Genomic DNA, 22,802 nt, shown 5'->3' with positions numbered 1-22,802 from the left:
AAACAGGAGATTCCAACATGCCCGTTCTCCAGAACGGCGAACTCATACTTTATGGGTTCGTCGGCGATAACTTTTGGGATGAAGGCTTCACGGCACGGGATGTGCTCGACGCCCTCGCCGAGGTCGGCCACACCACCGATATTCCCGTGCGCATCAACTCATCAGGTGGGTACGTCGACGACGGCGTGGCCATTTACAACGCGCTGAAGGCCCACAAGGGCAAGGTCACCGTCTACATCGACGCGCTGGCCGCATCCGCCGCTTCGGTCATCGCTATGGGCGGGGATGAGCGCATCATGCGTACCGGTTCGCTCATGATGATCCACGATCCGGCTTCCGTGACCTATGGCAATGCGGACGAGCATGAAGCGGCCCGCGCCCGGCTCGATAAGCTCGGCGATTTGATGGCCGATATTTACGCCGACCATACGGGCGAAGATGCCGAAACCATCCGTGCCGACATGCGCGAAGAAATCTGGCTGACCGGCGATGAAGCGGTGAAGCGAGGTTTTGCCACGGGAACTGAACAAGCCAAGGCCGTTGCATTTTCAGCCTTCGATTACCGGGTTTACGCCAACGCGCCCGACAGGCTCAAGCGCCTGGCGCAGATGAATTCATGGTCCATCGACCGTGAGATGACCGCGGCCGCACCCGCCGCCGCACCAACCAGTCAAGAGGATGACGACATGACTGACAAAAAGCCGGCGGGACAGCCTCCCGTCGATATCGCAGCCGCAACCGCCAGCGCGGAGAAGGCGGCCAAGGAGCGGATCAAGGCCATCATGACCAGCCCCGAAGCGTCGGGGCGCGAACAACTGGCCAGCCATTTTGCTTACGACACCACGATGTCGGCAGAAGATGCCATCAAGGCGTTGACCGTGGCACCGAAGGTAGAAGCAGCAGGCCAGCCCGAACCGGACCCGGCGCAGGATTATGAACAGCGACGGATGCGCGCTTCGGGTCAATCGCAACCCCAGCCACCGCGCAAGCCCGGAACACCAACCGCAAAGATCAACACCGGCGAGATTTACGCCTCCCGGCGTCAAGCGGCCAAGTAGGAGAAACCACCCATGGGAAACAAGGTTATGGGTCCGCGCCCGCTCGAATTCATCCTGCATGAAGGCGACGGTCATATCTCGCGCGATGTTGCGAAAATCCCCGCTGGCACCGGCAAGCTCAAGCCCGGCACCGTTCTCGGTGAACTGACTGCGACCAAGGGCAGCTTCATTCCCTCCCCTGCCGACGAAGTCGCCGGGAAGGAAGGCGCGGAAACTGCAAAGGCGATCCTTTGCTATGCCGTGGATGCCACAGACCACGACGAAGAAGCCGTCATCATCAATGTGCACGCCGAGGTGAAAACGTCGCTGCTGGTGTTCGACGCTTCCGTCAACGACGCTGCCAAGCAGGCGGCAAAACTCGAACAGTTGCGCGCCGTTCATATCAAGGCCCGCTAAGGAGATTCCCACATGCCAACCCTTGATATCTTCAACGATGACGCATTTTCAGTGCAGACGCTGACTGCGGCCGTCAACAATCAGCCCTACCGCCCCGGCCAGATCGGCGCCTCCGGTATGTTCGAGGAAGATGGTGTCACCACAACCATCGTGTCTGTCGAGGAGCGTGACGGCTCCCTCAGCCTCGTCGAACCGACCGAACGCGGCGGGCCCGGCGAAACTGCCACCGGCGAGAACCGCAATCTGATCCCGTTCAATGTGGATCACTACGAGCGAAACGACTCTGTTAAGGCGGACGAAGTTCAAAATATTCGTGCTTTCGGCACTGAAAACGAAGTCGAACAGGTCACCGATCGGGTCATGAGCAAGGTCGACAGGCACCTGCTCGACCTTGACATGACGCTCGAACATCAGCGCGTCGGTGCGATCAAGGGTATCGTAACCTCGAAATCGGGACGCGTGCTGCACGATCTGTACAACCGCTTCGGAATTGCTGTTCCGGCTCCCGTATCGCTTGATCTCGGGAACGAAGCTGCCAAGGTCGATGAGATTCTGGAAAAGGACGTTGCCTGGTCTATCGAAGATGATCTCGACGGTTTCTACGATCATTTCCATGTTTGGACCGGGCGCAATCTTCACCTCAAGCTTTGGGGGCATAAGCGCATCCGCGAAACCTTCCTCGCCACCAATGGCGCGGGTCAGCTTCGCGAAGCAATCCCCGACAAGTTCACGGTCGGCAAGTTTGTGTTCGAACGGTACAAGACGGGCTCGCGCGCCACGGCCAATCTGGGCATATCCTATATCGACCATAACGAGGGTCGCGTCACACCGATGGGTGCGCCGGGCCTCTTTATCACCCGCTTTGCTCCGGCCGATTACATGGAGACGGTCAATACCAAGGGTCTGCCGCGCTACATGAAACAGATTCCGATGCGCAACGACAAAGGTGTCGATATCGAAGTGCAATCGAATCCAATCTCGCTTTGCACCAAGCCCGGCGCTCTGCGCAGGATCACCCTCTAACCAGCATCAGAAGCACAGGCCCGCGTCCGTTGAAGCGGGCCGCAGTGTTCATGCATGAGGTTCACCCATGTCGAAGAAATCCACTATCGTCGTCGCATTTCCGCACGGCGGCATTATACCTGCCGGGGTTCTGGAAAAGCCTGCAAACGTTTCCGTTCTCCCTCATGAGCCGATCGAAGTGCCGAAATTTTACGGCGAGCATCTGATTTCCGACCGCATCGCCTATGATTTTGTCGAGGCAGAGAATCGGAAGAAGGCGGACGCCGCATCGGCAGCAAAGGATGCCGAAACCGCGCGGGCGGATGCGGAAACGTTGGAAGCGCTCAATGAGAAAATCGCCCGGCTCGCCTCCGAGAACGAAAAGCTGATTGCCGATCGGGATGAGGCCGACAAGAAGATTTCCGCACTGGAATCGGACAAGGTCAAGCTTTCCGGCGAGATCGGCTCCCTGCAGGCCGATTTGTCGGATGCAAACAAGGCCCTTGCGGATGAACGCGACAGGCTCGGCAAGGAACTGGACGCGGAACGCAATAACGTCGCCATGCTGACCGAGCAACTGGCCGAAGCCACGAAGCCCCCCGCCCAGACGCAAGAATCCCTGAAAATGGACGGCGACAGCGGCAAATCGAAATGAGCCCGTCGCCCTTCGAAGAACACCGGGACGCGCTATACGAAGAAGTGGATGCGGAGTTCGCCGAACCGCTGCGCATCTTCTTCCTCGAAAAGGGACAGACGATTTTGGGGCGCAAACCAGCCGACATTAATGCCGTCCTGCGAACGGCGGGCCGCGATGCGTTCCAACCCGATGGCGGCAACAATGCCGATTGGAATATCAAGCTTGCCGCCGGCAAGGCGACACTGGCGATTGACCGCGCCGCGTATCCGGAACTTGAACTCGCCAAAGGCTTCCGCGTCTGCGCACTTACTCGCAAAGGCCAGCCGATGTTCGAGGTGCAATTCGTGGATGCCCGCTCACATCGGCGCTTTTATGCGATTTTGGGCGAATCCGCGTCGTTGAAACCAAAGGATGCCTAATCATGAGTCTTGCCCGCATCGCACTGCGCATTACTGCGGTCGAGGCGCTCAAGGGCCGCACCCGCGCCTTGAAGAATGTGTTGGACAGCGAAATCGGCATTATCGACAGCGATAGTGGCGGCACTGTTACCATAGAATCCGATCAGTATTTCATCGCGATCTATACCGATGCCGGGAAAACGGAGGTGGGCGATAATGAATTGCGCTCCCTGCTGTTGAACGGGCGAACGGAAATCATGTTCGAAACAGGGGTAACGGCCAGTATGGGCGTTACCGATCCGGAAACTGGTGAGAACAGACTTCCTGAAATTGGCATTCCCGGCACCGACGGGAATTTTGAATTCACGCTCGACCTGATTTCACGGGAAATCGTGCAGGCACTGACCGATCCGGACAATGCCTGGGGGCAGCTATTCCTTAGTTTCATCTACCGCACCGTTTCGACAGAGCGAACCCGTGTCGGCAATATTGCCGATGGTATTCGCCTTGCGGCCCATCAAACGAAAATCATCGTCGACCTGATCGATGACCCGGAACCCAAATGTCCGCTTGATCCCGAAGCGCCATTCGCGCGCTTTATTGCCCTTGCGCTGGCAAGCGAGGATGAAAGCTTGCAAAAGAAGGGCACCTTCATGGAGGCCATCATCACCGGAAACCGCGAGCCTTGGGAACGACTGCAGCAGGTGCACGGGATGACCGCGCAGGAACTGCTTGCGCTGGGCCTTGGTCCGCATGCGTCGGACGTGGATCGGGTAACACCGGAATGGACCGGCAGCACAATCGAAATTGATGGCCTGTCGCCAACAGCAGAGGTGCCATGATGTATCGCGACCTGCTCGCAATGAAGATCGACATAGAGATGCTGAAGACAGCCTTCGGCAAATCCCTGAAAGTCGGCCCCATCGAACAGGTCGATGCGAAGAAGGGCTACCGGATCAAACTTGGCGAGGACGAAAATGGCGAGCCGTTTCTGTCGCCATGGTACCCGCATCCAGAATCGGGCGGCGCAACCAGTACATGGGCGCCGCTATCGAAGGGCCAGATTGTCGGGATGATCAATCCGACCGGCGATGCACGGCAGGGCATTTTGCTGCGCGGCGGCTTTTCCGACGTCAACCAGCCGCCGAGTGCTGATCTGCTCGCCAGCGTGCTGAAGGCATTCGGCGTCACGGTGACCGTCAAGGACGGAACTGTAACAATCGACGGCAATCTTGTCGTCAAAGGCAACGTCGACTTCAAGGACGGCCACGTCAAGCACAATGAAGCCAATATCGGCGACACGCACATTCATGGCGGCGTCGATCGTGGCGGCGCGACAACCGACGAACCTGCGAACTGAAAGAACCCATCATGAGCAAGAATACCTATCGCGTCCGGCCCGGCGTGGGCTGGGTGAATGGCGCACGTGTGCCAAGTTCCGGCAAGATGTCCCTTTCGGCGTCGGAAGCCCGGTTTGATCTCGACCATGGGCGGATCGAGCCGGTTGCCCCCAAGCCCAGGTCGACAGAACGCGGCGAGGCCGAAAACGATGGTGGGAATTAGCCGCTTCACTGGCCTGCCAATCTCCAATCTGGAATCGGCTTACCAGTCTGTGGAAGTGATCCTGATGCGCCGCATCGGTTCGCTTGTCGGGCGCCGCGAGTTCGGGGCCGGCATTGTCGAATTGCTGGGCCGCAAAATGACCCCGCACCTGTTTGCTGCCTTCCAATCGCTTATTGCCACGGCGATCGACCTTTGGGAGCCGCGCTTTCTGGTCCGTCGCATCATCGTAACCGGCACCGTTGACCAGATTCGTTTGGGGCATGCAGGTTTCCGGATTTTGGTGGACTACCGTCCCCGTGGTCACCTGGGCGATATGACCGTCGAGCGCGTCCTCACCTTCGGGCTTGGCATTTCCTCCGGCACTGTCGTGGTGAAACCGTTATGAGCACTTTCGATTTTTCCACCTTGCCACCGCCAGAGGTGATCAAGACTTTCTATTTTGAAGCCATCCTCGCTGATCGGATGGCTGATCTCCGCCAACGCTTGTTGGCGGCTGGCATTGATTATGATGTGGGCCACCTTGAAACCGATATCCTGAAAGTCGTGCACCTTGGCGACAGTATGCGGGAAGTAACGTTGCGCGCCGCTATCAATGACGCCGCCATGGCGAACCTTCTGGCTTTCGCACTCGGCGGCGACCTCGATCATCTCGCATTTTTCTATGATGTAGAGAGACTGGCCGGCGAGACCGACGACGCGCTGCGCGACCGTACCGTGCTGTCAATCAAGGCGCGCTCGCCGGGCGGTTCGGAATGGTGGTATGCCGCAGCAGCAAAACGCGCGGATGTGCGCATTCGAAGCGTCAAGCCTTATCGGGAAAAGTTCTGGCCGATCATCCATATCGCGGTGTTATCGAGCGAGAACGGCGGCATCCCGGATCAGCGCATGCTAGACGCGGTAACTGCCGAAATCATGAGTGACCGGGTCCGACTCCTCAATGACACGATTGTCATCGAACCTGCGGTCGCATCCGGCACGGATATTGAAGCCGATATCTGGCTGCTGCCCGATGCGGCTTTTGGTTTGATGGATGCTCTGCCGGAAATTTTGAGGCAGGCTTGGCAAGCCGAAGCCGCGATAGGCTTCGATCTTGAGCCTTCATGGATTGAAGCACGCCTGCATGTCGCTGGCGTAAAGCGAGTTCGCCTTCGCAGCCCTTCGGCGCCAGTCATCGCATCCGAAGGGGTCGCCCTGACGCCCGGTTCAATCAAGCTCAACTATATGGGACGCGACTTTTAATGGAACGGCAGCACCTCCTCGGCGACGATGCAGCGCCCACGCCGTTGGAGCGCGTCCTGTCGGAATCCCTCGACAAGCTCCCGTCATTGATGCCGGGCGTGGAATCGCTGCGGGGTTTCAAGTTCAATCCGCCTGACCAGATCGTGCCCTATTTGGTCGCTGAGTATGGGCTGAATGAAATTGCGGATTATCTGCCCGACCTTCGTGCTGTTCTGCGTGAAGGGGTAAGCTGGCAACGCCTCATCGGTACGCCTGCCGCCGTACATAAGGCGCTGCGGTGGATCAACCATGATGGTGACATAGAGGAGTTCCCGGCCAAGAAGCGCAAATGGTGGTGGTTTCAGGTTCACTTGCCGTTTGAGGTGAGAAACACCGATTTCGTCAGGCCGATGACACAGCTTGTCAAAGCGTCGAAGCCGCTGCGCTCAGAGTTCGCCCGTGTCACCGCCGGTTGGGATGTCCGCGCTTTCCAGTTGAACAAACATCGGCTCAATGGCGATGCCTTTCTCAACGATTGGTCTGGCATTCGCCGGGCCTCGGATGAGCCGGTGCTGTCGCTGCGCGTCAACCAGAACGTCCGCACAAAGTTCTGGCCAGTGCCTTTCGTTCGTGTTCGAACGCATACGATTGTTAAATCCTTTGTCCGGACCACGTACCATGTGCCATTGCGCCAGCGCATTGCGATCTTCGTGGCATCGGCGGGTGTGCTATCGCGCTATTCGAACCCGGCAATCCAAACGTTCCAGAATGCACCTTTCGTCCATGATCGCTTCGGGAAGCCATCTTCCAGAGCACATATAGGGTTTTCATAATGTCTCTATCCGTTTTCGTCGCGGGGTCCCGCATCGCCTTCGCGCGGTATCTTATGCAAGCCCCGCTCTTCATCGCGGTTGGCTCTGGCGATGTGGCGTGGGATAGTTTGCCAGCCCCCACGCCAGAAGAAGAATACCAGCAACTGGCAGCGCTGTCTCAGGAAAGCGCGCTGACCAACTGTATTGGTGTTACCCGTGTTCGCGCCCGGTCCTACATGAAGGCGGACCCGAATGGCGATATCATTCTCAGTGACGGATCGGCTTGGTCTGTTTCGGCAACCGATACGAACACCATCAGGCTAGAAGCCAAGCTCGACATTGGTGACGCAACCGGCGAATCCGTGCGTGAAACGGGCGTCTACCTCGACACCAAAATCAGCGAAAGCGTGCCAGCAGGGCAGATGTTCATTCCGCTTGCGGATGTCACGAGCCTTGGCACCCTGCTCCAGTTGCATCGTTTTCCGCCCATCGTGCGCGACGGCACGATCAGTCAGGCAATCAATCCCTATCTCGAATTGTGAGGCGTGATGAACAGCATCATCAAGCGTGATGGCTTTGGAAGCCGTTACGACCGCTCCCAGAAGCGTCATGCGATAGCTTTCCCCGACCGCACACTTTATCTTCAATCGAAAGACCTGAACGAAATTCAGGATATTTCGCTCGACCATACCCGCCGCGTGGCCGAATATATCATTCAGGACGGTCGTATCGTTGACGGCACCGATCCTATCGTCACGGTTCCCGCAGGCGATGCAGGCCCCGATGAGGATCATATCCGTGTGCAGATACCGGCCTGCGCCATCTATCTCGGCGGGATAGTGCACGATGTTGCCGCGGCTGATTTCATCCTGCCGAACAAAGGCGATATCATCATCGGCGTTCGCCATTCCGACCGGTTGGTGACGGATATCGAGGACGCCACTCTCAAGGGCGATATCGACGGCACGGAAGCCTATGCCGAAGACGGCCCGGCGCGCATCGAAATCACAGTGAGGTGGGGGCATTCGCTCGATGGCGATCCGGAGCCGGTGCTTTCCGTGTTCCAGGTGCGTGACGGCGTCATCCTGACGACTTCGACAAACGTCGATTATTCTGAAATCTACAAGGCGATGGAAACCGTCACGCGCGAAAGCAACGGCTCTTTCGTCAATAACGGGTTTCTTGTCACGGAACTTGGTCCGAACGGCGAAGGCAAGCAGGCATTTTCTGTTTCGGAAGGCACCGCCTATGTGAACGGTCGGCGCGTCGTGCGCCGACAGTCATTCCGCTTCGAAGTGGAAGAAACACCCGATCTGCGCGACGTCGATGCCGAGCCGCATCCTTTCACCGCCGAGACAGGCGGCACGCAAACATTCACCGTTTCCAAATCGCCGATAGCCGAGGTGCGTCGTGTCACCGTCGAAAAGGAAACGACGGATACGATTGTTCATGGCCCTTATGCCGGTGTGACCGATCCGCTACCGCATTCGTCAGTAACGGCCATTCTCGAAATCAAGGCAGGCACTACCGTCTACACGACGCCTGCCGACTGGCTGCTTTCGCAGGGGCAGATTGACTGGTCGCCTTCTGGCAAGGAACCGTCACCTGGCAGTTCCTATACGGTCAAGTACCGTTACAACGAGAATATCCAGCCCGATCAGGTGGGGCGCGACACCATTACAGTCACGGGTGCCGCCAATGGCACGAATGTCCTGTTCGACTATCGATACAAGCTGCCGCGCATCGATGTGATTGCGGTCGATCCTTCAGGCGGCATGGTGTACCTCACTGGCGTCTCGGCGGTTTCGCGCCCCCGCCCGCCAGAAGTGCCCTCCGACCGGCTGGAGCTGGCGCGCATATATAATGACTGGGGGCGTGCGCCCCGCGTCGAGATTACCCAAGTGCGCAACTTCACCTATGATCGCATCACGCGTCTGGAGAAGATGTTGATCGACGTCTACGATCTGGTGGCGCAGGAGCGGCTGAAGAATGATATTTCTTCGCGCGAGGTCGCTGCCAAGCGCGGGTTGTTTGTCGATCCATTCATTGACGATGACTTGCGCGATCAGGGCATTGCGCAGACGGCGGCTATCGTTGGCGGCAAGCTTCGCCTGCCTATCAAGCCGACGCTGCATGAGTTCCCGGCCTTCATGGAAATCCAGCATCTGGATTATAGCGAAGTGGTTGTTATCCGCCAGAATCGCCGCAGTGGGTCGATGAAGATCAACCCATACCAGACCTTCACGCCGATGCCCGGGCGCGCCAGCGTTGAGCCGTCAACCGACTTCTGGACGGAAAAACGCACAACGTGGACGTCACCGGAAACGCAAGCCTTTGAAGCGTCGGACGGGGAATACATCACGGGGATTTCGCTTGAACAGCAGGTGGAAAAGGTCCGCGAGACGATCATATCCGCCGAGTTCATCCGCCCGCGCAATGTCAAGTTCCGGCTGGAAGGTTTTATTGAGAACGAAGCGCTGTCCAAGGTCTGGTTTGACGATATCGAAGTCGCCTTTACCGTTTCCGGCCCGGCTGATGCGGATGGTGTGATGACCGGCGAATTTACCATTCCCGCCAATGTGCCCGCAGGCTCGAAATCTGTCTTCTTTGAAGGCAGCGTTGGGACGGATGCAGGCTGCACCTATATCGGGCGTGGCGAGATTACGGTTGAGGAATATCGGCTGACGAGTTCGCTGGAAACTTCCACCGAAAGCATGCCGCAGCCGATCATCAACAACACGGTGATCAACAATGTCACGAATGTAACTAACGTCACCAACGCCAATAGCTCGACCCCGATCAGTCGTGGCGGTGACGGTGGCGGGCGCGGCGAAGGACATGATCCGCTGGCACAGACATTTACGCTCGCGCAGTCCTGGTGTCTGGCTGGCATTCGGCTGATGTGCGCAAAGGTCGGCTCGGCCTCAAACTCCATTCTGGTGCAGATCAGGACGGTGGAGGTGGGCTTGCCGACTTCGGAAGTGATCGCGGAAGCGTTCGTGCCGGGCACGGCTCTGCGCGAAGGCGAGATATTCACGGCGCATTTCAAGTATCCGGTATTCATTCCCGGTGGCCGCGAATTCGCGTTTGTCGTTCTGACCGACGATGGAGAGCACGAGCTTTTCGTGGCCGCAATCGGCAAGATTGACCTCGACACGAACGCCATCATTACGGGCCAACCCTTTACCGTTGGTGTGCTGCTGTCATCTTCGAACGCCTCGACCTGGACCGTGCACAATGAGGCCGACCTCTGGTTTGAACTGATCGGCTGTCAGTTTGAGCCAAAGGAAAAAATCGTGCCTATTGGCGCATTCACCCCGGCACGGATGTCAGATGTGGTTATCCGGGCTGGCGTTGAATATCCTGATACATCCGTTGATGTTGTCATTCGGCTGACCCGGCCCAATGGCGAGGTCATCAACGCCGCGCCCCGGCAGATCATCAGCTTCGACCAGTATATTCAGAACGAAACCATACAGGTTGCGGCGGTGCTGCGTGGAACCGAACGGGTGACGCCGTTCGTGTTTCCGAACGTGCAGATCATTGACGGCGAATTGCAGACGACAGCGGATTACGTCACCCGTGCCGTGGATGCCACGGACGCCAACCGGGTGCTTGTCACGTTCGATGCAAAGCTGCCGGCCAATTCATCGGCACAGGTGCAAATCGGCATTCCGGGCAATTACGAGACCGTCAGCGTGTCGGGCGCAACTCCGCTCGGTGACGGCCTTGTCGAGCAGTCCTTCACCCGTTCTGACTATCCAGCGGCCAACCTTGATGCGCGCACGCGCATAGTTCTGACCGGGACGCCTGCGGCCCGGCCCGAAATCTCCAACCTTCGTATGCTGCTTTCAAAGGTGTGATAGATGGCACAGGATAAGACCTCGAACTACCAGTTCGCTTTGCCGAACCCTGTTGGCATCCAGATCGCCGAAATGCAGAAGGTCGCGGATAGCATCATCGCGATTGATGCAAAGCTGAAGGCGTCGGAGACGGCGCTTTCCACACATAGGCATTCATTTGCTGATTTGCTGGACAAGCCGACGACGCTTGAAGGTTACGGCATTACTGACGGCATGACGGCCGCAGAAATTGCCGCCGCGATTAAGGCCGCAATCGACGGGGTGGTAAACGGTTCTGGCGCTGCCCTTGACACGTTGAAGGAGCTTGCGGACGCCCTTGGAAACGACCCACAATTCGCTACCACCGTTAGTAACGCGTTGGGAGTGCGAGTTCGGGTCGATGCTGCACAAAGCTTTTCGCTCGCGCAAAAGGCGCAGGGTCGAGGGAACCTTGATGCTCTCGGGACTGTCGATAAGGGGAAAGCGAACGGGGTCGCCAGCCTCGACGGTTCCGGCAAGGTGCCAGTAACGCAGCTACCAACAATGGACTATCTGCCTCTTGTGGGTGGCACGTTGTCCGGGCCGCTTGGCGGCGTTACAGTTTCCGGCAGTCGTTCTTCGTTTTTGGCGAATGCCGAAGGCGGAGGATACGCGCAAATGTGGACACGAGGCGCACCGTTCTATTCTTCGGCCACACTCTCCGGTTCATCATATGCGCCTGTAATCGCCGAGAAATACGGAAATCCCGGATGGGGCGGTATCTGGTCGGCAGGTGTTCTTAACTACTCCAATGGCGCGGCGGCAGGATTTGCAATCCATCACCTAAATTCATCCGGCAACGAACACGCCGCATTTGAGTTTCGGGCTGATGGCACCCTCCGAATGCCGGGCGCTGTGTATCGTGGCGGTTCTCCGGCTGCTTATGCCGATGGCCAAACCTATTGGATGCATATCACCGGCAACGCTGGCTACGCTGCAAGTGCAGGCAACGCAAATACTGTGGGCGGCTGGTCGCAAGGAACAATTGCGGATCAAGACAACTGGCGGGTCACAGATACTCGTTTCGCCGGTTATGTGGAACATGCAATGGAGAGGGACACAGGCTGGCATGCACCAAGCGGTTACGTCTTCACCTACGCGTACCGTAAAGGCGGCGATCAGTATTATTTCGGTGCCAGACAGCCGCAAATCTACATTCCTAATGCGGGATGGCGAGCACTAGGAGGCTGGTAATGAAAATCTTCGGGAAGATGATAGAAACGCCAGAACGGGTCAAAATTCCACCTATTCAAATCGGCGTAAATGACGACGGCGAACCAATCTTCGGACCTGAACAAGAATACCCTGTCCGGATATTTCGCAACAAAGATGGCGTCGATTGGTTTGACTTGGTCAAACTGTTTCCCCATCCATATTACATCGCTGTCGATGATGATAGCCGTGTAGTTTCGATGACTGACGATTTCCAGCAATCGCAAATTGCCGGTTATACGCTTGTGGGTATTGATACCGACTTCGGTTTCACGTTTGGCCCCGGCGGAACAGTTTATGGGGCAATTTGGACCGGCTCCGAAATCATACCGGGGGCCTCGGATATCGTGCCGGACGAAATAAGCCGACGTCAATTTTTCCAGCAACTAGCAGTCGCTGGAATTATATCGAACGCAGAAGCCCTCGCGGCCATGAAATCGGGGACGGTCCCGCAGGCGTTGCAAGCGATCATAGACGCGTTGCCAACCGAACAAGACCGGTTTGCCGCCGAAATGCTTGTTATAGGCGCGGATACCTTCAACCGTTTGCATGCCCTCGCGGAAACGGTCCGTCTGGCAATGCAGTGGACCGAGGAACAGCGGGATAGTTTTTGGCTGGAAGCTTCCAAGCTGTAGCCGAATGCGTTCTATTTTCGATTGAAATGTGACGTGGCCGCAGTTATTTAAGCTTTGCTTATTGGGGGCTTTCATGGACGGGTCAAACTTCGCAACAGCGTTGCCTATTGTTATGGCGGCGTCAGACGAGCGCTACTTTCGTAAACATGCTGTCGGGTTTGCCAAATCGGCCCTAGCTGCTGGACACGACGTCCATATTGTTATTTCGCCGAAACCCGGCCCGGGTCTTCCACAACGTGCCCGAGAACTGGAAGTGGAGCTTGTCGCTCCCTTCCTAAATGGCTTTGCCGCGCCAGAACGAAAGCGAATGCGCGTCGAAGTTGTCGCCGATCCTCGCGCCATGGCAGATATCGGAGGACGCGAGGCGATAGTGTTCTATCAGTCGCTTAGGTTTTTCTACCTACCTTCGTTGCTTCGGTCGTATCGTCGTCCAATGGTCGTTCTCGACATTGACAGCCTAGTAATGAAGCCAATACCGCCCCGCATTGACGGGGACGTCGGTTTGTACCTTCGCCTTGGCAATCAGAACGGGAGAACTGCTTTTGAGCGCGAAGGAATGCAGGTTCTCGGCGCGATGGTTTATGCCGACCCGAAGGGAGCCAGTTTTTTCGATGATGTAGTGAGCTATTTGGATAACCATTTACGGCTATACTACATCGATCAGCATGCGCTCTATCACACATTCTTGGCTAATGACGATGTACGGATTTTTGACATAGCCGAAACAGGTTGGCTCGACTGGACTTTCAAGCCCGGCGCGACAGTCTGGACGGCAAAAGGAAAAAAGAAGCGTCGTAATCTAGTCTATGTTCGCGAGAGATTGCGTCTGGAAGGGCGTGGGGTTCTGGCCTCCGCTCTTGTTTTGACGGGATACGCTCTTGGTTTGATCCGCACGTAGAAAAACAGCCGCCTTCGGGCGGCTTCTGTTTTCGAGAACCGCCCTAGAGGCGTTTTTTTTATGCCCCAAAAGCCCGGCCGTCGCGCCGGGCTTTTTCTTTTCCAACAGTCTGCCCGAAGAGCGGGCGACAAAGACAGGAGACAACCGATGTCGGCACCGACTTTCGGCATGACTTTCACGCGTCCAAATGATGAGCCGTTGCCGGTAATCGGCGCGGACTTCTCGAAAATTCTACTCATCGAAACATCCGAAGGTGCTTCGGCATCATCGTATCCTATCGGCGACCCGGTCCGCATCTCGACAAGCGATCCCGCTGCGGTTGCGGATCTCGGCACGGGTTATCTTGCCGACGCGGTCAAGGCCATCAATGCGCAGGTTGCACGCTTGAACTCAGGTGCCGACGTAACCGTGGTCCGCGTGACTGAGGGCGCCACTCCGGCGGTGACGGCCGCAGCGATTGCCGAAGCTCTCGGCAATGTCGGACATATTCCATCGGCGGTGAACGCAACCCCGCGCATTGTCTGGGCTGGCCGCACTGCGTGGCGTCCGGACGATAGCACGGTGAACCCTGTCGTTGCCGCCTTGCCCGCAGCTTGTGAACGGCTGCTGGCTATTGCACCTGTCGATGTTGACGACACCAGCAAGGAAGCGGCGATCTCGGCGCGCGAGACGATGAATTCTCAGCGCCTTATGCCAATCGGCGTTGCCGCCCGTGTGTTTGAAGGCACTGAACTGGTAACCCGCCCGATGGGGCCGCGCGTTGCCGGTCTTTTCGCGGCTGTCGACAATGCCCACAGGGGCCGGCCATTCGACCCGATTGCAAACCAGCCTATTCAGGGTCTGGCCGGGCTTTCCCGCAACATCCCATTTTCTCTGTTCGACGGCTCGTCAGAAGGGCAGATGCTGCTCGAAAGCAATGTCTCCATCGTGGCGCGTGGCGAAACCGGCGTGGATGGAGCGATTGCCGATGGCGGTTTCGTTTTCATCGGTACGGACAACACCGATACGGGTGAACTCTGGAAGCAAATCCACCAGGTTCGCGGTGCCGATTATCTGACCGTCAAGATGGCGCAGATCACCCGGCAGTTTCTCGGCCCGAAAATCACAGCAGACGCTGCGGAAGCTTGGCTAAACTCGCTGAAATTCATGCTGCGCGATCACAAGATTGACGACGACATTCTCGGCTCCGAAGTCAAGTTCGTTGCTGAAAAGAACAGCCCGGAGAAAATCCGGCTCGGTCATCTGACTGTCAATATCGGGATTGAGCCGGCGCCATCCTTCAAGGTCGCAAATCATGAGGTGAGCCGCTACCGGCCTGCGGTCGAAGGTCTCGTCGCCGAGATCGTCGCCCGCCTCAATTCGCTCGCCTGACCTTCATCCTGTCTCGAATTCCGAAAGGGAATCTCATGCAAACGCTTTACCAGATGGTGGCGGTCGACGTTCGCCGCGCCGAAGAAGCCGGTTCCTCACGCGCCAATCTTGTCTCCAAGCTCACCATCCCGTCACTGAAGTTCATTACCTCGACCCACAATCCGGGCGGCGGTGTCATGAGCGTCGACTTCTCCCAGCCGCGCATTGAAGCGCCGGAACCGGCCATGGAGGTCAAAGGGTTCGACACGGATATTTTCCGCGATCTTGGCGAAGTCAGCCGATGGGTCTTTGCAGGTGCCGTGAAGGACAAGAAAACCGGCAAGCTTGTCCCGTCCCGGGCCATTATTGAGGGTGCCATCACCGAATGGACTCCTGATGAAGGTTCGCCGGAAGACTTCATGGGCTGCAACCACGTGTTCAAGGAAGTGACCCACTACGAATTCACCCTCAACGGTGAAGAGCTTTTCTACGTCGACTTCTGGGAGCGCATCCTGCGCACCGGCGGTGTCGATCGCTTCTCCGATGTTCGCCGCGCGCTTGGCGCGTAACCTCTACGTTGAATTGGATTGAACAATGACCAAGGTAACTTCCGTAACTGTCCCCCTTGAATACCCCGTGCCCTATGCAAGTGGCGAGGTGAAGGAACTAACGTTTCGCCGCATGAAAGCGAAGGATGCTCTGGTAGCTGAAGGTGTCGAAAGCGAAGCCCTTGCCGGCTATCTGCTCTTTGCAGCGCTCGCTGATGTTGATGTCGAACTGATCAAGGAACTTGATATCGAAGATATGGAAACGATCGGAGAAAGGATTGCCCCTCTCATGGGAAAGTCCGGGGCCGGGAAACCCAAGCCGGGGACAGAACCGTCGCCTGGCGCGACGTCCTGACGGCGGTCGCCCGGAACCTGCACACCCCGATTGACCAGATCGAAGAATGGGACATCGACAAGCTGCTCGACTATTCGGGCAGCCTCGCCCGCGTCGTTCGGTCTGAAAACAAGTCTCCCGCACGATAAGAGGTTGCTATGGCTGTCGTTACCTCGACATTGATCCTCAGCCTGATGGATCGCATTTCAGGGCCATCGAAGGCCGTCGCCGCCTCTCTTTCCCGGCTTCAGCAAATACAGGCACAAAATAATCAACGCCTCGATGCCATGCGCGGGCGCATGGTGGAAGCGACGGCGGTGGCTTATGCGCTTTATCGTGCGTTCAAAGCTCCTGTCGAAGCGGCAACCGAATTCGAGACGAAGCTCGAAGATATCGCGCAGAAAATCGAAGCTCCAATTTCCACCCTTCCCGAACTCGGACGGGAAATCAGACAAGTCGCACGGGATACCTATCAGTCGGCTTCCGCCATGGCGGACGGTATGGATGTGCTGGCTGGAATGGGCGCGAACCGCGAAGATGCGCTCGGCCTGCTCCCATCAATCGGCAGAACGGCTACGGCCTATAATGCGGAGATTGCCGATCTTGCGCAGGCTGGCTACGCCGCTCTAAGCAATCTGAAAGTTCCCACCAGTCAGCTTTCCGGCGCTTTGGATGCCATGGCGCAGGCTGGCAAGGACGGCGCTTTCGAATTGAAAGATATGGCGAAATATTTCCCGCAACTCGGCGCGGGTTATCAGGCGCTGGGACAACAGGGCGTACCCGCCGTCGCGGACTTGTCAGCCGCACTTCAGATTGTCCGCAAAGGCACGGGCGACAGCGCATCTGCCGCAACAAACCTCTCGAACGTCCTTCAAAAGATCAACGCCCCGCTGACCCGAAAAGCGTTCCAGAAAATGGGCGTCAACCTTGAGAAGGAGATGAAGAAAGCGGCTAAGGCCGGCCTTACGCCAATTGAGGCCATCGCCGAAATCACCAACAGAACCCTGAAGGGCGACCTTGGTAAACTCGGCGATCTGTTTCAGGATGCCCAGGTGCAGCAGGGGCTACGGCCACTCATCCAGAATATGGAGGAATACCGCCGCATTCGCGAGAGCGCGATGAAAGCACAGGGCGTTGTACAGCAGGACTATGAGCGCCGTCTCAAAACCAGTGCGATTGCAGCCAGACGATTCCGACTGTCCATGGAGAACATCGCTCTTGCTATTGGCTCGGCCCTACTTCCAGCCCTGAACAGCTTGGCTGACATTATTGTACCGATCGTGAACAGGATGGCTGAATTTTCTGAGGCCCACCCGCAATTGACCGTCGCTATCGTTGCAACATCCGCAGCGCTCGTTGGGTTGCGAATTGCGGCTATTGCCGCTCAATTCAGCCTGCTGTGGATGCGCGGCGGCTTTCTTGCCGGCGCGATCCTGTCGCTCAAGGCGCTGCGCGCCGGATTGACCGGACTGTCGATAATCTTCGTGCCAGTGATTGCCGCTCTTCGCGCCGTTCGCACGGCAATGATCGGCTACATCGCTGCCGCATCAATGGCTGGCAACGGGGCGGCGCTGTCGATCATGGGGCGCTCGCTGGTGGGGTTACTCAATCCCTTGCGTCTTGTTTCGGTCGCCTTCCGAGCAATGAAAATCGCGCTTATCGGCAGCGGCATCGGCGCAATTGTGGTGGGCATCGCCATGGCCGGCACCTGGATTTATAACAACTGGCAGGGCATTAAGGAGTTGATTACCGGGATCGGGGAAGGCTTCCAGACCGGACTTGCGCCCGTCCAGCCGATATTGCAGCCTATTGTCGATTTGGCAAAGCGCCTCTGGGATAGCATTTCCGGGTTGATCGGTCCCTTGCAAGCTTCAACCGCCGACTGGCGCGCATGGGGCGAAGTAATCGGCGGTGCTGTTGCGTCTGGGGTAAATTCCGTTGCATCAGGCATGAGCACTATCATCGGCCTATTCCAGTCGGCCTATGAGAAAGCCGTGCAGCTGAAGAACGCAATTGCCAACTTTACAAACAGTGATGCAGTCCGCACGACAGCTTTGGGCGGAGCCAATTTACCTTCTGACCCCAACCTTCCCACATGGGCGCAGGGAATCCCAAAATTGTCAGGAGCGCGAGCAGCGGGCGGGCCGATTGTTGGAGGGCGCACTTATCTCGTCGGTGAAAAAGGCCCTGAGCTTTTTACGGCAAACCGATCCGGAACGATCATCCCGAACGAGGGCATCGCATCCATCGCCGGCAGTGGCGGCGGCTTCCAGATCGGGCAACTGCACGTGCATGGTGCCCCGGGCATGGACGAACAGACATTAGCCCAGAAAGTCATATCTGAAATCGAAAGGCGGTTCCGCATGGAAAGCGATGGCATCCAGGCGGACATGGAATATGCGGTGTCCTGATGCTATACATGCTTGGAACTCTTACCATCGATACGCGGCCTTTCAGTATTGACGAAATGCAGCGCAGCGCATCTGCCGAGATCGCATCGAAGGCCCTTATCAACGCCCCGCCGGGCAAGGAGTTTACCGGCGAGGGCGATGACGAAATCACCCTGTCCGGGCAGATTTTGCCAGCCAAGATCGGCGGTCTGGAAGAACTGGAAATCGTGCATGAAATGCGCCGCAACGGCACCCGCTTTCCGCTTCACCGTGGTGACGGCACCCGGCTTGGCTGGTTTGCTATTACGAACGTGACTGAAAATCACTCCGACCTCACGCGCAGCGGTGTCGGCTTCGTTGTGAAACACACCATCACCATGACGCGCGTCCAGCCGGATGCCGGGGCTGGACAGCAAATCATTTCTGGCCTGCTTTCGCTGTTCGGCATTTTCTAAAGGGCAACCAAATGCAAACAGTCACCATCAAGGGCGAGGGTATTACCCTCGACCTCCTGTTATGGCGCACATATGGCGTGCGAGGACGCGGCCTTCTTGAAAGGGCTCTTTCGCTGAATGTGGGTATGGCCCGCCTCGGCACCGTCATTCCGATGGGAACAGAAATCATTCTGCCCGACCTTCCCCCAGTTAATGTGGGCCAGACCCGCGAAGTTGTCTCGCTGTTCGGATAGTAACATGGCTTGGAAAGTTAGCTGGAAAGTGGTGGTCGACGGCATCGATATGACGTCGGCCATGCAGTCATACCTGATCGATATCGAGATATCCGACAATGAGGGAAAATCGTCGGACACTTGCTCTCTCACTTTCGATGACAACGGGGGCCAGATCGCATTACCGCGCGACGGGGCATCTATCGAAGTGTTTCTGCAAGGCGTCTCCAAATTCCTCGGCACGCTCGACAGCGCGCGCTCCTCCGGTTCGCGCGGCGGCGGGCGCCTTCTGAGAGTCACTGCCAAGGGGTTCGATAGTCGTGGCAAGGTAAAGCAACCTCTCACCTTCCATAAGGATGATGCGACTTTGCAGGAATTTCTCGATGTGGCCGCCAAGCGAGCCGGGCTCGCAAGTATCAAACTGGACCCCGAATTCGCGAAAATCTACCGGGATTATTGGGCGGCAGATGGAGAAAGCTTTATCCACATTGGCGAGCGGATCGCGCGGGAACTCGGCGGCACGTTCAAGATCAGAGGCGACCAATCAGTCTTGGCGCGCCGCGGTGAAGGCAAAGCGGCCACGGGGGCAGCGTTGCCGGTCATCCTGGGTGTTGTCGGCCAAAACATTATTTCGTGGGACATAGCCCCGTTTAAGGGCCGGAAAACCTTCACCAAGGCCAAGGTGCGATATTTCGACCGCAAGGACGCATCCTTCAAAAGCAAGGATGTGGAATTTTCTCTCGACCGTGATTTGCCGGAATCCACCAACGTTGTGCGCTCAATGGCGGCAGATGAAGATCAGGCCGGACAGATCGGCGATGCACGCAAGCGCGAGGCTGAACGTGAAGGCGGCGAAGGCAGCGTTGAGATGGACCTGACCGTCGAAGCGCAGGCGGAATGTACTTTCGTGCTGTCTGGCGCACGCGCTGGCGTTGACGGGCAATATCGCATCAGTTCGGCACGCCACCGCGCCAGCCGCAACGGTGGCTCGACAACCAGCCTGCAGATCAAGCAACCCGCAGGAGATGCCGGAAAGGACCGTCGCAAAAAGAAGGATGCCGGCAGCGCGCCGGAACGCGACCTTGGCGATTACGGGCCACCTGCCGCCTCACTGTAGATCACCAGTAGGAATCCACCCAGACGCCGCCTTCGAGCGGCTTTTTTTATGCCGAAAGGAAAGACCATGGATAAAACCGTGCCAGCCGGTGCGGCGCTTCTGCTCGACTTTATTGGCGGGGTAGAAGCCCCTCGCGGCTATGACGTGATTTACGGTAACAATCAGGACAAGTTACCGAAGCCAATCACACAGATGACCCTTGGCGAACTGGTTGATGCGCAGGCGTCTTTCACCAAGCGTTTCAAATCGTCGGCGTCGGGCCGATACCAGTTCATGCGCGACACATTGCAAGACCTTTCTCGTGAATTGGGCTTGCGTGGTACACAGATATTCGACGCCAATTTGCAAGACCGGCTCGCCTATCATCTGTTGAAGCGGCGCGGATACGACGACTATGTGGCTGGAAAGATCACCCGCACGGAGTTCGGCAAGCGTCTTGCACAGGAATGGGCTTCTCTCCCGGTACTTGCCGCGACAAAGGGCGCTCACCGCGATCTAAAGCGGGGCCAGAGCTACTATTCTGGCGATGCGCTGAATAAGTCGCTTGTTTCCCCGGCCAAGGTTGAAGCGGTTCTGAATAAGGTCAAAACCGCTGGCGCCGTTCAGCCGGTCGTTGCCGTTCCCGAAGTCGTCACGGTCGAAAAGACTGTCGTTGCCGATCCCGGCGAGCTTGGAACAAAACCATCCAAGAGCAAGACAGTCTGGACATGGGCCGGTGCTGGCATCATGTCGGCAATCAGCGGTGCGGGGTCGTTCCTTGGTGGCCTCGATTGGCGCGTCCAGCTTCTTTTCAGTGCGGCCATCATCGGATTTGCGATCTACGGCATCAAGCGCCGTGCTGATCTGTTCAAGGCCGTGAAAGACCTACAGGCGGAAATCGGCTGATGGGGGCGCTTTGGAAACTGGTCCCGTCATGGCTGAAATACTCGCTCGCTGCCGTTCTGGCGGCGTTTCTGCTTGTGGCGGCTGGATATCTCACCGGAAAGCGTGAAGGTCGTCAGCAAGCCGTTTCTGAGCAATTGCGCGAAACCGTCAAAGCCGAAAAGGAAAGGGGCAAGGACGATGAAAAATTACGCGGGCTTACGGATTTTGATTTTTGTGTTCTTGCCCTTCGTCGTCGCGGGTTGTCAGTCGACCAGTGCGACGAGCTGCGCGGGGTGGAGACAGAATAACCTATCGCCTGCCGGTCTGGTCGCGCTGACCAAAGTGGACCGGCCAGCAGCGGAACGGGTTGAAGGCAACGATGAAAACGGAAAACGGCGGGGCTGCTGGAAGTGATGGACATGCCGGACAATGAAACCGATCTTCGCGCCCGCGTCGTGGGGCTGGAACATGCGGCGCAAACGAGTAATCAGAGATTGACGACACTGGAAGCTTGGCAGCGCCAGAGAGACATAGACAGCGCTCGCCATGATGAAAAGTGGGTGGCGATGGATGCGCGGATCGATACGCGATTCTCCGGGTTGGAAAGCTCGGTCAAAAGCATCCAGTCAACGCTTTCCAGGATCATGTGGATTGTGATCAGTGGTATCGGAACAGCGTTTGTAGTATTCGTTATCAGCGGTGGGCTGAAATTAATTTGAGACATGTCTAGAAAAGCCCCGATACGAGAACCGCGCACGGAAGTAGGGACGGCATCATAAGCCATTATCTCAAATATTGCCTATCTACGAAAAGAACGTTTTCGCGATGAGCCTCCGCATGACCGTCTAAGTATATTGGAAAGCTTTGACCAATCCTCTGAGGGTGATGACATCTGTTTGTGCGCGTCTTCAATATCGCGCTGCGTAGCAACAGCATGTTTCGCCACGCTAAAGTTAGTGTTCGGAATGGTAAGGCCGATATTCTCTTCATGGTTATTCATTTTAATCTCTCTTTCGTGTTGGCCCCCTTGCCGACCAAAAAAGGTCGGGCAATAGCCCGACCCCAAAAGTCAACTTCTTTCTTTTGTGCCAGTACATCCGTGGTCACGAGAAAGAAGAAACTTCATTCAAGCCGCCTGCAAATTACAAACGGACATTTTCCCCGACTTGCGATCCTGTTCCAGATCATAAGTCAGTTTCTGGCCTTCATTGAGCGTATGCATACCCGCTCGCTCAACAGCGGAGATGTGAACAAACGCATCCAAACCGCCGTTTTCAGGCTGGATAAAGCCAAAGCCTTTTGCTGCATTAAACCATTTAACTGTGCCGGTGTTCATTTGAACCCCTTTCATAGTATATTAAAAACCGCGTTTAGAAAAACGCAGAGACGAAACGATTTTTAAAAGGGAGTTTTCGTTCATCGCACGGTGCTAATCGCGCAGCAAGCAAAGCTCAGCAAGAAAATATCGATAATTGTCTTTTAGATGGTTAAATAAAAATTGTCAAACGATTAATAAATTATGGGGCAATAAAGTGGAGAAAGCTTCTTAACTCGCTTAATATTTCCATTGTTTTTACAGTGAAATAACGATTTAAAAAATTATTATTTGAGAGGCCCAGTTTGGGCCCTCTCGAGGATAATTTTTAAGCCGTGCCATAGGCGGACGACACTTCCGTTTGTGGACCTGGGTCTGTTTGTGGTCTGCCCCCTGAAAAGTGATCCTTCATGAAGTATGGCTTATGAGCCGTAGAAGGACATTGAAATGGCAGCGAAAAGACATAAGGCAGAAGAGATTGTCACGAAGCTTCGTCAGGTTGACGTG

27 protein-coding genes are annotated in these 22,802 nt (G+C 56.6%); 26 read left to right on the top strand and 1 reads right to left on the bottom strand.

The features are described from left to right. Positions 1–17 precede the first annotated feature (17 nt). The 26 genes from ABWW28_RS18280 to ABWW28_RS18155 all read left to right on the top strand — a co-directional run bounded on the left by ABWW28_RS18280 (position 18) and on the right by ABWW28_RS18155 (position 21,699). Positions 18–1,058 carry a head maturation protease, ClpP-related gene (locus ABWW28_RS18280; RefSeq protein ID WP_353391694.1) on the top strand — a complete coding sequence of 347 codons (1,041 nt, stop codon included), beginning with the start codon at positions 18–20 and terminating at the stop codon, positions 1,056–1,058. 12 nt (positions 1,059–1,070) lie between these two features. Beyond that, on the top strand, positions 1,071–1,454 hold the full coding sequence (locus tag ABWW28_RS18275) for a head decoration protein (RefSeq protein WP_353391692.1): 384 nt from the start codon (positions 1,071–1,073) through the stop codon (positions 1,452–1,454). A 12-nt stretch (positions 1,455–1,466) separates the two neighbouring features. Next, the gene (locus ABWW28_RS18270; RefSeq protein WP_100652592.1) at positions 1,467–2,477 is read left to right on the top strand and encodes a major capsid protein; all 1,011 of its coding nucleotides are present in this window, start codon (positions 1,467–1,469) and stop codon (positions 2,475–2,477) included. A gap of 67 nt (positions 2,478–2,544) precedes the next feature. Continuing rightward, on the top strand, positions 2,545–3,111 hold the full coding sequence (locus ABWW28_RS18265) for a hypothetical protein (RefSeq protein ID WP_353391690.1): 567 nt from the start codon (positions 2,545–2,547) through the stop codon (positions 3,109–3,111). Next, positions 3,108–3,512: a hypothetical protein gene (locus tag ABWW28_RS18260; protein WP_353391688.1), complete on the top strand. Its 405-nt coding sequence runs from the start codon at positions 3,108–3,110 to the stop codon at positions 3,510–3,512. Before ABWW28_RS18265 ends, ABWW28_RS18260 begins: the two co-directional genes overlap by 4 nt. 2 nt (positions 3,513–3,514) lie before the next feature. After that, on the top strand, positions 3,515–4,333 hold the full coding sequence (locus tag ABWW28_RS18255) for a hypothetical protein (protein WP_353391687.1): 819 nt from the start codon (positions 3,515–3,517) through the stop codon (positions 4,331–4,333). Beyond that, the gene (locus ABWW28_RS18250) at positions 4,330–4,851 is read left to right on the top strand and encodes a baseplate assembly protein (RefSeq protein WP_353391685.1); all 522 of its coding nucleotides are present in this window, start codon (positions 4,330–4,332) and stop codon (positions 4,849–4,851) included. The genes ABWW28_RS18255 and ABWW28_RS18250 overlap by 4 nt, the downstream gene beginning before the upstream one ends. An 11-nt stretch (positions 4,852–4,862) precedes the next feature. Next, positions 4,863–5,054: a hypothetical protein gene (locus ABWW28_RS18245; protein WP_353391683.1), complete on the top strand. Its 192-nt coding sequence runs from the start codon at positions 4,863–4,865 to the stop codon at positions 5,052–5,054. Continuing rightward, positions 5,041–5,439, top strand: coding sequence for a GPW/gp25 family protein (locus ABWW28_RS18240; RefSeq protein ID WP_151599127.1), 399 nt, complete (start codon positions 5,041–5,043; stop codon positions 5,437–5,439). Before ABWW28_RS18245 ends, ABWW28_RS18240 begins: the two co-directional genes overlap by 14 nt. Beyond that, positions 5,436–6,293 (top strand): baseplate J/gp47 family protein, encoded by an 858-nt coding sequence (locus ABWW28_RS18235; protein ID WP_353391680.1) that lies wholly within the window; start codon positions 5,436–5,438, stop codon positions 6,291–6,293. The genes ABWW28_RS18240 and ABWW28_RS18235 overlap by 4 nt, the downstream gene beginning before the upstream one ends. Continuing rightward, on the top strand, positions 6,293–7,105 hold the full coding sequence (locus ABWW28_RS18230; RefSeq protein ID WP_353391679.1) for a phage tail protein: 813 nt from the start codon (positions 6,293–6,295) through the stop codon (positions 7,103–7,105). The genes ABWW28_RS18235 and ABWW28_RS18230 overlap by 1 nt, the downstream gene beginning before the upstream one ends. Then, complete coding sequence (locus tag ABWW28_RS18225) at positions 7,105–7,626, top strand: BW3TFN family phage tail fiber component (protein WP_353391677.1); 522 nt, start codon at positions 7,105–7,107, stop codon at positions 7,624–7,626. The genes ABWW28_RS18230 and ABWW28_RS18225 overlap by 1 nt, the downstream gene beginning before the upstream one ends. A 6-nt stretch (positions 7,627–7,632) precedes the next feature. Then, positions 7,633–10,947 (top strand): DUF4815 domain-containing protein, encoded by a 3,315-nt coding sequence (locus tag ABWW28_RS18220; protein WP_353391675.1) that lies wholly within the window; start codon positions 7,633–7,635, stop codon positions 10,945–10,947. 3 nt (positions 10,948–10,950) lie between these two features. After that, positions 10,951–12,159 carry a hypothetical protein gene (locus ABWW28_RS18215; protein ID WP_353391673.1) on the top strand — a complete coding sequence of 403 codons (1,209 nt, stop codon included), beginning with the start codon at positions 10,951–10,953 and terminating at the stop codon, positions 12,157–12,159. Next, positions 12,159–12,812, top strand: coding sequence for a hypothetical protein (locus tag ABWW28_RS18210; RefSeq protein ID WP_209439092.1), 654 nt, complete (start codon positions 12,159–12,161; stop codon positions 12,810–12,812). Before ABWW28_RS18215 ends, ABWW28_RS18210 begins: the two co-directional genes overlap by 1 nt. A 73-nt stretch (positions 12,813–12,885) precedes the next feature. Continuing rightward, on the top strand, positions 12,886–13,710 hold the full coding sequence (locus ABWW28_RS18205) for a hypothetical protein (RefSeq protein WP_119041001.1): 825 nt from the start codon (positions 12,886–12,888) through the stop codon (positions 13,708–13,710). 147 nt (positions 13,711–13,857) lie between these two features. After that, on the top strand, positions 13,858–15,081 hold the full coding sequence (locus ABWW28_RS18200; protein ID WP_119040739.1) for a phage tail protein: 1,224 nt from the start codon (positions 13,858–13,860) through the stop codon (positions 15,079–15,081). Positions 15,082–15,116: 35 nt separating this feature from the next. Continuing rightward, positions 15,117–15,629, top strand: a complete 513-nt coding sequence (locus ABWW28_RS18195; RefSeq protein ID WP_113475147.1) for a phage major tail tube protein — start codon at positions 15,117–15,119, stop codon at positions 15,627–15,629. A gap of 25 nt (positions 15,630–15,654) precedes the next feature. Then, the gene (locus ABWW28_RS18190; RefSeq protein WP_119040741.1) at positions 15,655–15,963 is read left to right on the top strand and encodes a phage tail assembly protein; all 309 of its coding nucleotides are present in this window, start codon (positions 15,655–15,657) and stop codon (positions 15,961–15,963) included. Positions 15,964–16,100: 137 nt separating this feature from the next. Next, entirely contained in the window at positions 16,101–18,353 is a 2,253-nt protein-coding gene (locus ABWW28_RS18185; RefSeq protein ID WP_353391670.1) for a phage tail tape measure protein, read from the top strand. A gap of 8 nt (positions 18,354–18,361) precedes the next feature. Beyond that, positions 18,362–18,787: a phage tail protein gene (locus ABWW28_RS18180; protein WP_353391668.1), complete on the top strand. Its 426-nt coding sequence runs from the start codon at positions 18,362–18,364 to the stop codon at positions 18,785–18,787. Between the two features lie 11 nt (positions 18,788–18,798). Continuing rightward, positions 18,799–19,020: a tail protein X gene (locus tag ABWW28_RS18175; RefSeq protein WP_119040745.1), complete on the top strand. Its 222-nt coding sequence runs from the start codon at positions 18,799–18,801 to the stop codon at positions 19,018–19,020. Between the two features lie 4 nt (positions 19,021–19,024). Continuing rightward, positions 19,025–20,116 carry a phage late control D family protein gene (locus ABWW28_RS18170; protein WP_209439093.1) on the top strand — a complete coding sequence of 364 codons (1,092 nt, stop codon included), beginning with the start codon at positions 19,025–19,027 and terminating at the stop codon, positions 20,114–20,116. Between the two features lie 66 nt (positions 20,117–20,182). Beyond that, a complete protein-coding gene (locus ABWW28_RS18165) occupies positions 20,183–21,001 on the top strand; it encodes a lysozyme family protein (RefSeq protein WP_119040747.1) in 819 nt (272 codons plus the stop codon). Continuing rightward, complete coding sequence (locus ABWW28_RS18160) at positions 21,001–21,288, top strand: hypothetical protein (RefSeq protein WP_119040749.1); 288 nt, start codon at positions 21,001–21,003, stop codon at positions 21,286–21,288. The genes ABWW28_RS18165 and ABWW28_RS18160 overlap by 1 nt, the downstream gene beginning before the upstream one ends. A 111-nt stretch (positions 21,289–21,399) precedes the next feature. Further along, complete coding sequence (locus ABWW28_RS18155) at positions 21,400–21,699, top strand: hypothetical protein (RefSeq protein ID WP_043714452.1); 300 nt, start codon at positions 21,400–21,402, stop codon at positions 21,697–21,699. 407 nt (positions 21,700–22,106) lie between these two features. Here ABWW28_RS18155 and ABWW28_RS18150 read toward each other — a convergent pair whose 3' ends face one another. Further along, entirely contained in the window at positions 22,107–22,316 is a 210-nt protein-coding gene (locus ABWW28_RS18150; protein ID WP_025089587.1) for a cold-shock protein, read from the bottom strand. Positions 22,317–22,802: the final 486 nt, after the last annotated feature.

It is taken from the genome of Brucella sp. NBRC 14130 (genome assembly GCF_040371715.1).
GTDB classification, from domain to species: domain Bacteria; phylum Pseudomonadota; class Alphaproteobacteria; order Rhizobiales; family Rhizobiaceae; genus Brucella; species Brucella intermedia.
The sequence above is the reverse complement of the archived record's forward strand: the minus strand, read 5'-3'. Positions and strand labels throughout refer to the sequence as shown.

Excerpts from the sequence above, each read along its gene's own strand:
- ABWW28_RS18210 (WP_209439092.1), top strand. The coding sequence starts at position 12,159 with ATGAAAATCTTCGGGAAGATGATAGAAACGCCAGAACGGGTCAAAATT.
- ABWW28_RS18170 (WP_209439093.1), top strand. The coding sequence starts at position 19,025 with ATGGCTTGGAAAGTTAGCTGGAAAGTGGTGGTCGACGGCATCGATATG.
- ABWW28_RS18220 (WP_353391675.1), top strand. The coding sequence starts at position 7,633 with ATGAACAGCATCATCAAGCGTGATGGCTTTGGAAGCCGTTACGACCGC.
- ABWW28_RS18175 (WP_119040745.1), top strand. The coding sequence starts at position 18,799 with ATGCAAACAGTCACCATCAAGGGCGAGGGTATTACCCTCGACCTCCTG.
- ABWW28_RS18150 (WP_025089587.1), bottom strand. The coding sequence starts at position 22,316 with ATGAACACCGGCACAGTTAAATGGTTTAATGCAGCAAAAGGCTTTGGC.
- ABWW28_RS18280 (WP_353391694.1), top strand. The coding sequence starts at position 18 with ATGCCCGTTCTCCAGAACGGCGAACTCATACTTTATGGGTTCGTCGGC.
- ABWW28_RS18205 (WP_119041001.1), top strand. The coding sequence starts at position 12,886 with ATGGACGGGTCAAACTTCGCAACAGCGTTGCCTATTGTTATGGCGGCG.
- ABWW28_RS18260 (WP_353391688.1), top strand. The coding sequence starts at position 3,108 with ATGAGCCCGTCGCCCTTCGAAGAACACCGGGACGCGCTATACGAAGAA.
- ABWW28_RS18255 (WP_353391687.1), top strand. The coding sequence starts at position 3,515 with ATGAGTCTTGCCCGCATCGCACTGCGCATTACTGCGGTCGAGGCGCTC.
- ABWW28_RS18250 (WP_353391685.1), top strand. The coding sequence starts at position 4,330 with ATGATGTATCGCGACCTGCTCGCAATGAAGATCGACATAGAGATGCTG.
- ABWW28_RS18190 (WP_119040741.1), top strand. The coding sequence starts at position 15,655 with ATGACCAAGGTAACTTCCGTAACTGTCCCCCTTGAATACCCCGTGCCC.
- ABWW28_RS18200 (WP_119040739.1), top strand. The coding sequence starts at position 13,858 with ATGTCGGCACCGACTTTCGGCATGACTTTCACGCGTCCAAATGATGAG.
- ABWW28_RS18215 (WP_353391673.1), top strand. The coding sequence starts at position 10,951 with ATGGCACAGGATAAGACCTCGAACTACCAGTTCGCTTTGCCGAACCCT.
- ABWW28_RS18185 (WP_353391670.1), top strand. The coding sequence starts at position 16,101 with ATGGCTGTCGTTACCTCGACATTGATCCTCAGCCTGATGGATCGCATT.
- ABWW28_RS18230 (WP_353391679.1), top strand. The coding sequence starts at position 6,293 with ATGGAACGGCAGCACCTCCTCGGCGACGATGCAGCGCCCACGCCGTTG.
- ABWW28_RS18180 (WP_353391668.1), top strand. The coding sequence starts at position 18,362 with ATGCTTGGAACTCTTACCATCGATACGCGGCCTTTCAGTATTGACGAA.
- ABWW28_RS18155 (WP_043714452.1), top strand. The coding sequence starts at position 21,400 with ATGCCGGACAATGAAACCGATCTTCGCGCCCGCGTCGTGGGGCTGGAA.
- ABWW28_RS18195 (WP_113475147.1), top strand. The coding sequence starts at position 15,117 with ATGCAAACGCTTTACCAGATGGTGGCGGTCGACGTTCGCCGCGCCGAA.
- ABWW28_RS18240 (WP_151599127.1), top strand. The coding sequence starts at position 5,041 with ATGGTGGGAATTAGCCGCTTCACTGGCCTGCCAATCTCCAATCTGGAA.
- ABWW28_RS18165 (WP_119040747.1), top strand. The coding sequence starts at position 20,183 with ATGGATAAAACCGTGCCAGCCGGTGCGGCGCTTCTGCTCGACTTTATT.
- ABWW28_RS18270 (WP_100652592.1), top strand. The coding sequence starts at position 1,467 with ATGCCAACCCTTGATATCTTCAACGATGACGCATTTTCAGTGCAGACG.
- ABWW28_RS18235 (WP_353391680.1), top strand. The coding sequence starts at position 5,436 with ATGAGCACTTTCGATTTTTCCACCTTGCCACCGCCAGAGGTGATCAAG.
- ABWW28_RS18160 (WP_119040749.1), top strand. The coding sequence starts at position 21,001 with ATGGGGGCGCTTTGGAAACTGGTCCCGTCATGGCTGAAATACTCGCTC.
- ABWW28_RS18245 (WP_353391683.1), top strand. The coding sequence starts at position 4,863 with ATGAGCAAGAATACCTATCGCGTCCGGCCCGGCGTGGGCTGGGTGAAT.
- ABWW28_RS18265 (WP_353391690.1), top strand. The coding sequence starts at position 2,545 with ATGTCGAAGAAATCCACTATCGTCGTCGCATTTCCGCACGGCGGCATT.
- ABWW28_RS18225 (WP_353391677.1), top strand. The coding sequence starts at position 7,105 with ATGTCTCTATCCGTTTTCGTCGCGGGGTCCCGCATCGCCTTCGCGCGG.
- ABWW28_RS18275 (WP_353391692.1), top strand. The coding sequence starts at position 1,071 with ATGGGAAACAAGGTTATGGGTCCGCGCCCGCTCGAATTCATCCTGCAT.